General features: G+C 68.0%; 7 protein-coding genes and 3 tRNA genes. 8 read left to right on the plus strand and 2 right to left on the minus strand.

Features of this window, described 5'->3' with window-relative positions:
- The first annotated feature begins 84 nt into the window (after positions 1-84).
- From CDO81_RS26835 to CDO81_RS26850, 4 genes are all read left to right on the plus strand, one after another.
- Positions 85-1,320: an MFS transporter gene (locus CDO81_RS26835; RefSeq protein ID WP_241517188.1), complete on the plus strand. Its 1,236-nt coding sequence runs from the start codon at positions 85-87 to the stop codon at positions 1,318-1,320.
- Positions 1,317-2,174: a glycoside hydrolase family 16 protein gene (locus tag CDO81_RS26840; RefSeq protein WP_088486339.1), complete on the plus strand. Its 858-nt coding sequence runs from the start codon at positions 1,317-1,319 to the stop codon at positions 2,172-2,174. Before CDO81_RS26835 ends, CDO81_RS26840 begins: the two co-directional genes overlap by 4 nt.
- A 100-nt stretch (positions 2,175-2,274) precedes the next feature.
- Complete coding sequence (locus tag CDO81_RS26845; RefSeq protein WP_158218444.1) at positions 2,275-3,372, plus strand: glycoside hydrolase family 18 protein; 1,098 nt, start codon at positions 2,275-2,277, stop codon at positions 3,370-3,372.
- A gap of 19 nt (positions 3,373-3,391) precedes the next feature.
- Positions 3,392-4,408, plus strand: a complete 1,017-nt coding sequence (locus tag CDO81_RS26850; protein WP_158218445.1) for a cupin-like domain-containing protein — start codon at positions 3,392-3,394, stop codon at positions 4,406-4,408.
- On the opposite strand, the gene CDO81_RS26855 is transcribed toward CDO81_RS26850, so the two are convergent.
- Positions 4,409-6,019, minus strand: a complete 1,611-nt coding sequence (locus CDO81_RS26855; protein ID WP_088486342.1) for a tryptophan halogenase family protein — start codon at positions 6,017-6,019, stop codon at positions 4,409-4,411.
- A gap of 103 nt (positions 6,020-6,122) precedes the next feature.
- A complete protein-coding gene (locus CDO81_RS26860; RefSeq protein WP_088486343.1) occupies positions 6,123-8,843 on the minus strand; it encodes a TonB-dependent receptor in 2,721 nt (906 codons plus the stop codon).
- A 459-nt stretch (positions 8,844-9,302) separates the two neighbouring features.
- Between CDO81_RS26860 and CDO81_RS26865 the strand changes: the two genes are divergently transcribed.
- The 4 genes from CDO81_RS26865 to CDO81_RS26880 form a co-directional block, all read left to right on the plus strand.
- Positions 9,303-9,387, plus strand: a tRNA-Tyr gene (locus CDO81_RS26865).
- 49 nt (positions 9,388-9,436) lie between these two features.
- Positions 9,437-9,510: transfer RNA gene (locus CDO81_RS26870), tRNA-Gly, on the plus strand.
- A 74-nt stretch (positions 9,511-9,584) separates the two neighbouring features.
- Positions 9,585-9,659, plus strand: a tRNA-Thr gene (locus tag CDO81_RS26875).
- 52 nt (positions 9,660-9,711) lie between these two features.
- The coding region (locus tag CDO81_RS26880; RefSeq protein ID WP_005434227.1) for a GTP-binding protein at positions 9,712-9,806 on the plus strand (95 nt) is incomplete at its 3' end.

Here is a 9,806-nt window from a genome sequence, read left to right on the forward strand (position 1 = left end):
TCGCCGCGCGAGCCGGGCCAAGCGCCGGACCGGGCCCCGGCCGGCCTGCCTCCCCTTGGCGGAGCGGCCTGGGCGGCCTCACCGATGCGCTGGATTCCGACGCTGTACTTCGTGCAGGGCCTGCAGTTCTTCGTCGTCATGCTGATCGCCGGCCTGATGTTCAAGCAGATGGGTGTGGCCAACGACCAGATCGCCCGTTGGACCGGCCTCATCGGCCTGGCCTGGGCCTTCAAGCCGCTGTGGAGCCCGCTGGTGGAGCTGGCGCGCAGCAAGAAGATGGTGGTGGTGGCCATGCAGTTCAGCGGCGCGGTGGGCCTCGGGCTGCTGGCGCTGGCCCTGCAGGCAAGCGCCTTCTTCGCGCTGAGCATCGCGGTGCTGTTATTCCTGGCCTATGCCTCGGCCACGCACGACATCGCCTGCGACGGCCTCTACATGGCCGCGCTCGATGACAAGCGCCAGGCCGCCTACGCGGGCTGGCAGGGCGCCTTCTTCAACGCCTCCAAGTTCCTGACCCTCGGCGGGCTGATGGTGCTGGCCGGGCGTCTGGAGTCGAGCATGGGCGTGTTCAACGCCTGGAGCCTGATCTTCGCGATGCTGGCCGGGCTGCTGGCCCTGCTCGCGGCCTGGAACGCGAAGGCCCTGCCCAATCCCGAGCGCACCACCGCCGAGACGGTGAAGCTGCCCGAGGTGGTGGCCGATTTCCTGAAGAAGCCCGGCATCTGGAAGATGGTGGTCTTCATCGTGCTGTTCCGCCTCGCCGAGGGGCAGGTGCAGACCATCGGGCCGCTGTTCCTGATCGAGGCGCGCGACAAGGGCGGCCTCGGCCTGACCGGCGAGCAGGTTGGCGGGGTGTACGGCACCGTGGGTACGGCGGCCTTCCTCGTGGGCTCCATCCTGGGCGGCTACTTCACGGCCTGGCTGGGCCTGAAGCGCGCCATGCCCGTGCTCGTGCTGGCCATGGCCATTCCGAATGCGGTGTTCTGGGGGCTGAGCCTGGCGCTGCCGACCTCGCTCTGGCAGATCAGCGCGGCAGTCGGCGTGGAGATGGCGGGCTATGGCTTCGGCTTTGTCGGCATGATCCTGTACATCATGCAAGTGGTGGCGCCGGGGCGCTTCCAGACCGCGCACTACGCCTTGGGCTCAGGCGTCATGCAGCTGGGCTTCATCCTGAGCAAGACGCTCAGCGGCGACATCCAGGTGGCCATGGGCTACCAGCATTTCTTCTTGTGGACGCTGGTCTGCGGCCTGCCGGCGCTGCTGTTGCTGCTGTGGGTGCCCATGCCGCGGCGTGCGGCCGAACCCGAGCCGGTGCCGGCATGAGCGCGGTGCGGTTGGCCCTGCTGCTGTGGGCGCTGCCGGCCAGCGCGATGGCGGCGGCACGCGGCGAGTTCTTCGACGACTTCTCCCAGCCTGACCTGGACGCCCTGCGCGCCAATGGCTGGGTGCTGCGCGAGGGCAGCGGCCATCCCGGCCTGCCCGGTGCGCGCTTTGCGCCGTCGCAGCTGGGCTTGTCCGGCGGTTTGCTCACGCTGAGCCTCAAGACGGACGGTACGCCCGCCCACACCACGCTCGCCCAGCTCTGTGGGCCGCGCAAGTTCCTGATCGGCACCACCACCGCCCGCGTGCGCCTGCGCGACACGCCGGGCTCGCGCGACCCCATCATCCAGAGCTTCTTCCTGGCCAGCCCGCTCCGGCACGACTACGACCCTGACTTCAGCGAGGTCGACTTCGAGTACCTGCCGCACGGCGGCTGGGGTGAGCCCGAGACGCGCCTCTACGGCGTGAGCTGGCACACGGTGCGCATCGACCCGTGGCAGTCCTTCAACCAGGCGTCCACGCTGCCGGGCAGCTTCGACGGCTGGCAGTTGCTGACCGTGCAGGTCGAGGCCACGCGCACGCGGCACTACGTGAATGGCCGGCTGATCGGCGAGCACACGGGCCGCAACGTGCCCTCGCATCCGATGGCGATCAGCTTCAACCACTGGCTGGCTGCGGGCGCGGTGGCAGGGGCGCCGCGCGAGTACAGCTTCGATGTCGACTGGGTGCTGCACGAGGCTGGCAGGACGCTCACGCCCGCCGCCATGCAGGCCCGCGCCGCTCAACTGAAGCGCCAGGGCAAGGACCGTGTCGACACCGTGCCCGACTCGGGGCTGGTCAGTGAATGCAACTTGTGAGGTGGTGATGACGGCTCAAGAACACAGCCACAGAGGCATAGAGACACCGAGGCAGTGCAAGCCCTTTCTCTCTGTGGCGCTGTGCCTCTGTGGCTTTGTCTTGTCTTTGTGGGCGGGGCCGAGTGCCGCCGATACCGCGCGCCCCGTCGTCGGCACCTACATCCTGGCCGAGCGCGGCGTGGGCGTCGTGGAGCAGCTCAAGCCCGGCCGCGTCACGCATCTGCTGTATGCCTTCCTGCTCATCTGTGGCGAGGGCCAGCGGCCGCAGGACAAGGACGCCTGCGCCGATCGGCCCGCCTTCAGCATCGCGCCGCATGCCGATCAGGACATTTTCTCCGCCGCCTTCGAGCGGTTGAAGGCGCGCGACCCGCAGGTGCAGGTGCTGGCCTCGGTCGGCGGCTGGGGCGGCTCCGATCCCTTCTTCCATCTCGCGGCCACGGCGCAAGGCCGCGCTGCGTTCGTGCAGCACGCGCTGGCCTGGCTGCGGGCGCATCCTGGCTTCGACGGCCTGGACATCGACTGGGAGCACCCCGGCTCCAATGGCGCCGCCAACGGCGTGCCGCTGGGCAGCCCGGACGACGGCGAACGCTTCGTGCAGTTGCTGCAGGACCTGCGCGCGGGCCTGGACGGCCTTGGCCGCGAGACCGGGCGCCGCTATGCCCTCACGGTCGCCATCAACACGACCCAGGAGCAGCTGCGCCGCATGCCCATGGGTCGGGCGGCGCAGTCGCTGGACCTGGTCTTCATGATGACCTACGACTTCGCCGGCCCCTGGACGCCACGCGTGGGCCACCACACGCCGCTGCGCAGCGCCCGGCCGGACGACGACCGCAGCCTGACCGCCGCCACCATCGACCTGCGCGCCGCGGGCGTGCCGCCGGGCAAGCTGGTGGCCGGCGTGGCGATGTACGGCCGTGGCTTCGATGGCGTGAAGCCCGACGGCCATTACGCCAAGCCTTGGCCCAATGACGACGGGTCGGTGGCCTACAAGGACATCGCCGCGCTGAAGTTGACCCGCCAGTTCGACCGCCGCACCCAGGCCTGGTCGCTCGTTGGCAAAGGGCGCTACGTGGGCTATGACGACCCGCGCGCCGTGCGCGCCAAGGTGGCCTTTGCGAAGCAGCAGGGCCTGGCCGGTGTGTTCGCCTGGGAGCTCAGCCAGGACAACGGCGAGATCCTGGACGCGATGCAACCCTGACCGGCATGGAGGTCAGCGCATGCAGCCGATGAAAGAAATCCACGGCATCACCCGCGAGCGCTTCGAGCGCGAGGTGGTGCCCGCCTACGAACCGGTGGTGCTGCGCGGCGTGGTGGCGCACTGGCCGCTGGTCAAGCAGGGCGAGGCGGGCCTGGAGGCCTGCCTGGGCTATCTGTCGGGCTTCGATGCCGGTCGGCCGGTGGACGCCCTGCTGGCGCGCCCCGACCCCACGCGGGCCTTTGGCTATTCGCCCGACCAGGCCAGCTTCAACTTCCTGCGCGACCAGCGGCCTTACGCGGCGCTGTTCGAGCAGCTCTGGCGCTACAGCCACTTCCCCGACCCACCGAGCCTCGCCGCCCAGAGTGCCCTGGTGCCTGAAGCCTTGCCGGGCCTGGAGGCGGCCAACCCGATGCCCTTGCTGGACGCCGCGATTGCGCCGCGCCTGTGGGTCGGCAACCGCGCCACCGTGCCTGCGCATTTCGACGACTCGCACAACATCGCCTGCGTGGCGGCCGGCCGGCGGCGGTTCACGCTGTTGCCGCCCGCCTGCGCACCGCTGCTGTACCTGGGCCCGCCCGACCATGCGCCCACGCCGGCGCCGATGTCGGTTGTGCCCGATCTGCACACCGCCGACCGGGGGCGCTACCCGCTGCTGGCCGAGGCGCTGGCGCAGGCTGCCGTGGCCGAACTGGGCCCGGGCGATGCGGTCTACATCCCGCCGCTGTGGTTTCACCAGGTCGAGGCGCTCGCGCCCCACCTGAACCTGCTGATGAATTACTGGTGGCGACCGCTCGCCGCCCCCGGCCGGCCCGACGACCTGCACCTGGCCGCCCTGCGCCTGGCCATGCTGGCCTTGCGTCACCTGCCCGAGGCCGAGCGCGAAGGGTGGCGTGCGCTGTTCGGCCACTATGTGTTCGGCGCGCAAGGGGCGGCGCTCGACCACATCCCGCCGGCACAGCGCCATCTGTTCGGCGAACTGGATGCCGCCGCCGATGCCGCGCAGCGCGCCGACCTCGTCAAGCGGCTGACGCGCTGATCACCAGAGGTAGAGCTGAAGCGTGCTGCCGCGGTGGCGCGGCGGAATATGGCCCAGCAACTCGCGGTGGTCGGGAAAGTTCAGTGCGCTGCGCCGCACGAAGTCGTCCACTGCGGCCAGGTCGTGCCGGGCCTGGTGGGGCGAGGGCGGCTGCAGTTCATCCGCGTCCGGGAAGATGCCCATGCCAGCCAGCAGGGCATACCACGACACCACGGGGTAGCCCTGGCCGAAGCGACCCGCCTGCAGGCCGGCGATCAGCGGCTTGCGCGACAACCAGGTCATCAGCACGCCCTGCAGCGACTCCGACAGATGCAGGTTCTCGGCGTTGTCGCGCCAGTAGTCCGTGTCGGTGCGGGAGTTGGTCTTGTAGTGGGCGACGATGTAGTCGCGCGTGTGCTCGAAGCGCTGCTTCATGGTGTCGTTGAACGCCGCGCGTGCCGCGGGGCCAAGATCGCCGCGCTCCAGCACCTCCACCAGCATCGCCGCCGTGCGCTGCACGAACAGCAGGGCCGTGGCCTCCAGCGGCTCGATGAAGCCTTGCGACAAGCCGACCGCCACGCAGTTGCGGTGCCACTGCTGCGCCATGCGCCCCACGCGCATCTTCAAGTGGCGAGCCGGCACGTCGGCGTCCAGCAGCCCGAGGTGGCGGCGCAGTTCGGTCTCGGCCTGATCGGCCGTGCAATGGGCGCTGCTGTACACATAGCCGTTGCCACAGCGCGTGGTCAGCGGGATCTGCCAAGCCCAGCCGTGGCCCAGGGCGGTCGAGACGGTCTGCGACTCGATCGGGCCTTCATGCGGCGTCGGGATAGCGATCGCGGCGTCGTTGAAGAGGTTCTCCGCATAGGAAATGAACGGCGTTTGCAGCGCCTGGCCGATGAGCAAGGACGAGAAGCCGGTGCAGTCGACGAAGAAGTCGGCTGACAAGGCGCTGCCGTCGTCCAATTGCAGGTGGTCGATGTCGCCCGCCTCATCGAGCACCGCCTGCCGCATGTGGCCTTGCAGGTGCCGCACGCCCAAGGCCGTGGCCTTGCGTGCGAGGAACTGGCCCAGTAGCGTGGCGTCGAAGTGGTACCCGTACCAGACGTCGAACGGGAAGTGCGCCGGCGCCCGCGGCGCGCGGGCTTGGCGGGCCAATGCCGCCGCCACGAAGAACCGGTCCGGGTGCGCGTGCACGTCCGCACCGCCCAGGCGCTCATGCACGTTGTCGACGAACTGATGCATGGTCAGGTTGTCCAGCATCGAGGCAAAGGGGTGGAAGTAGCTCTCGAACCCCGGCCGCGTGGACCAGCCCTTGAAGGTGATGCCGCTCTTGTAAGTGGCGTTGCAGGCGGGCATCCATTCCGACTCTTCGATGCCCAGGCCCTCGAAGAAGCCGCGCAGCCAGGGTGTCGAGCCCTCGCCCACGCCGATGATGCCGACCTGGGGCGACTCCAGCACGGTGACCTGCAGGCGGGGCCCGTAGGCTGAGGTGGCGAGCATCAGGGCCGTCATCCAGCCGGCCGTGCCGCCGCCCACCACGCAGACGTGGCGCACCGGCGGCGGTCGATCGGTCGAGCCCTGGGCCGGGCGGGCCGCGATGTGTCGATTGAAGAGGGTGGCGGTGTCGGCCATGGGGCACTCCACATGCAAAAGGGGAGCATGTCGCCATGCTCCCCGTACGTTGCCGATGCTCAGCCCGCCCGTGAACCTGCCGGTTCCCGCGGGCTGCGCGGCATCAGAACTTGATGCGCGCCGTCACGTAGAACTGGCGACCGTTCTTGTAGATGGCGCGCGGCTGCACCTCGGAAGCGTAGTACTTCAGCTTCGGGTCGTTCAGGTTCTGTGCGTCCAGGCTCAGCGAGAAGTTGTCGCTGAACTTGTAGCCGAGCGAGGCGGACAGCACGCCGTTGGCCTTCTGGAAATAGTCGGTGCCGCGGTCGGTGCCGATGAAGATGTCATCGGTGTAGCTGTAGTTGACGCGCGCCGAGAACTGGTCGTTCTCGAAGAAGCCGCCGAGCGTGAACGAGTTCTTCACGTCGCCGCGCAGCACATGGCCGTCCTGGTCATGACCGTCAGCGAAGGTGTAGTTGCCGCTGATGCCGAAGTTGTTGGCGATCGGCGTCTCGAACGCGAACTCCAGACCCGTCACCGACGCCTTCTTGTTGGTCAGGCCGGTGATGGTGAACTGCCGGTTCGCCACCGCCTGCGGCGCGCCCGGCGCGTTGGTCGCCGGGATCAGGGCCGGGTAGGTGCCGTTGAACGTGCCGTTCGTGATGTAGCTGCCCATCTGCATGTGGAAGGCGCCCATGGACACGAAGGCGCGCGGCGCGAAGTACCACTCGATGTTGGCATCGAAGTTGGTCGAGCGCAGCGGCTTCAGGTCAGGGTTGCCGGCGGTGCCGCTGCCCACGAGGTTGTTGTTGCCGAACAGGCCGGCCGTGTTCAGCGACGTGAAGGCCGAGAGCGCGGTGTAGTCGGCACGCGTGACCGTGCGGCTCAGCGCCAGGCGGCCCACCACGTTGCGGGTGATGTCCACGCGGATGCTGGCGCTGGGCAGCAGGTCGGTGTAGGAGCGGCCGTCGGAGGTCTCGACGAAGCTGCCGAACAGCGAAGAGAAGCTGGCCGTCTCGCCCGGCAGCGTGGCGCGGAAGGCGCCCGAGGTCTGCTTGGTGCGCACCGCGCGCAGGCCCACGTTGCCGCTCCAGCTGTCGCCTTCGAGGTTGCCCTGCAGATAGGCCGCGGTGGTGGTTTCCTTCACGCTGTACTCGCCGCCGTCGAACGGTGAGCGACGGGCGACCGGGTCGCGGTTGGTGTAGGCGGCGTTGTAGGCCGCCAGCGCATCGGCCGGGATGAAGGCGATGTTGGTCGGGAAGCCTGAGCCCAGGCCGCTGCCGAAGTTGCCCGGATAGCTGCCGGTGGCCGCGGGCACGTTGGTGCTCCAGGCGCCGGCCGGTCCCTGGCTGATGGTGGGATCGGTGTAGCGCTTGTGCTGGGCGCTGCGGGCGCCAAACTTCAGGGACTTGAGCATGCCCATGTCGAGCGTGTACTCGGCGTCGACCTGGGCCCAGTCTTCCTTGTCGTGCACGATGGTGTGCTGGTTGCCGAAGATCCAGTCGGCGGCCAGGGTCGGCGACGTGAAGCCGAACGACGGCGCGGCGTCATTGCCGCCGAGCTTGTAGCTCGACTGGCCCGTCACGATGCGCTGCTCCAGCACGTCCTGGCTGAGGGTCTGGCCCTTGCCCTTGGACGAGCCGGCGTTGGCGGTCAGCGTCAGGGCGTTGTTCACCTTCCAGGTGCCGTCCAGGCTCAGGTAGCCGCTTTCGGCCGAGGCTTTGCGCGAGATCTGGTCGTAGTAGCCCGAGGCGGACGGCGTGGCCCAGTTGAAGGTCGCGCTGGTCAGGGTCTTCACACCCTTGCTGTCGGTGGCGATCGTGTAGTTCGAGATCGTCGCGCTGTCGATCAGGCCGGCGCGCGGCGCGATCATGTAGTTGCGGTTGTAGTTGTCGGCATCCAGCTTGGACGTGAAGCCGGTCAGCGTGATGTCGACGTCCTGCGAGGGCTTGAACTGCGCGCGCACCAGGCCACCCTTGCGCTCGCGTTCCTGCGTGAAGTAGGCCGAGCCGATCAGGTCAGGCGTGTAGACGCCGGCCAGTTCGGGATGCGCGGCAATCAACGTCGGGGCATTGGCGGCGGTGAGCTGGTTGATGAAGCCCAGCGTTTCCACGCCGTCGCGGCGCAGGTTGCGCTTCTCGGAGAAGGCCTGCACCAGCACGCCGAAGGTCTTGCTGTCGTCACGCCAGTTCAGCAGGGCGCTGAGCTGCGGATCGGTCTTCTTGGGCAGGCTGGCGTAGACGGCGCCGACGCCGGCTTCGAAGGTCAGCGCCTTCGAGAACTCAAGCGGCTTGCGGGTGATGATGTTCACCGAGCCCGCGGTGCCGCCTTCCACCAGCGAGGCTTCGGAGCTCTTGCGCACTTCCACGCGACTGACCAGTTCGGAGGGCAGCAACGAGTAGCTGACGCTGCGGCCCACGCCGGCGCCGGTCTGGTCGAGCACGAACCAGTCGCCATTGGCGATGCCGTGGCCGTCGACCAGGGTCTGCGTCAGGCTGGGATTGGTGCCGCGCAGGCCCACGCGGTCGCGCTCGTCGAAACCGCCCGAGCCGCCCGCGGGGCTGTTCAGGATGGTGACGCCCGGCACGCGCGCCAGAGAGTCGGCGACGTTCTTGTCAGGCATCTTGCCGATGTCTTCGGCGGAGATCACGTCGATGTGGGCGTCGGCGTTGCGCTTGACGGCCAGCGACTTCTCCTGCGAAGCGCGGATGCCGGTGACGGTGACCGTGTCGAGTTGCTGGTTGGCCGGCGCCTGCTGCGCCAGGGCGACGCCGCTGGCGCCGAGCAGCGCGACGAGCACCGCCTGCGAAACCGGAGAGAGAAGGGGGGTCTGCTTGACCTTCATTGACTGTTCCTCGTTATGGTCAAAGAAATCGGAGCGGCGGTCCTTGCGTCGGGCATTGCATACCACCTTGGGTCCGGTTGCGGCCTTCGCTGCCCTAGCGCGTCGGCTTTCCAACCAGTGCGATGCCACTGTAACGACTGATAACGCCACTTTGCTACCAATTGCTTGTGCGGGCTTTCCCGAGTGGCTGCTGGGATGGGGCGACAGCGGCGGGCGCTCTCCCATGGCGCGGTGTGGTCGCGCGCCAAACTGGTATTGGATTGGACTCGGCGGCGCGCGGGCAATGTTGTGTGCCGGCGACGTTGCGCCGCGCGAAATGGCCAGCGCGCCTAGTGTTTGCTGCAGCGCTTGGGCCTGTGCCGCGATGCGCTGCCTGTGATTACGCCCGGATCCGCCGCTGGATTCCTGAGCATCTGTTGCGCCCCAACAATCCTGTGCTATAGTTGCGGGCTTGCCTCAGGAGGGGTGGCCGAGTGGTTAAAGGCAGCAGACTGTAAATCTGCCCGCATTGCGTACGCTGGTTCGAATCCAGCCTCCTCCACCAAGGTTCGTTGCCCGCGTCGGGCGATTCACCGAGGTTCAAGGCTCCCAGGGCGGGAGTAGTTCAATGGTAGAACCTTAGCCTTCCAAGCTAATGACACGGGTTCGATTCCCGTTTCCCGCTCCAACAGAGCGAGTTTGGTCGGCTGACGTCGACACCGGTTTGCCAGCCAGCGATCCTGGCGTCAAACCCGTGCCGATGCCCATGTGGCTCAGTGGTAGAGCACTCCCTTGGTAAGGGAGAGGTCACGCGTTCGATCCGCGTCATGGGCACCACCTCTTTTCTCTTTTTCTACTCGTCTCAACGGGTTCGCCTCAGGAGCGCAAGATGGCAAAAGGCAAGTTTGAACGGACCAAGCCGCACGTGAACGTGGGCACGATCGGTCACGTGGACCATGGCAAGACGACGCTGACGGCGGCGAT

Source organism: Roseateles puraquae, from assembly GCF_002205845.1.
GTDB classification, from domain to species: Bacteria; Pseudomonadota; Gammaproteobacteria; order Burkholderiales; family Burkholderiaceae_C; genus Pelomonas; species Pelomonas puraquae.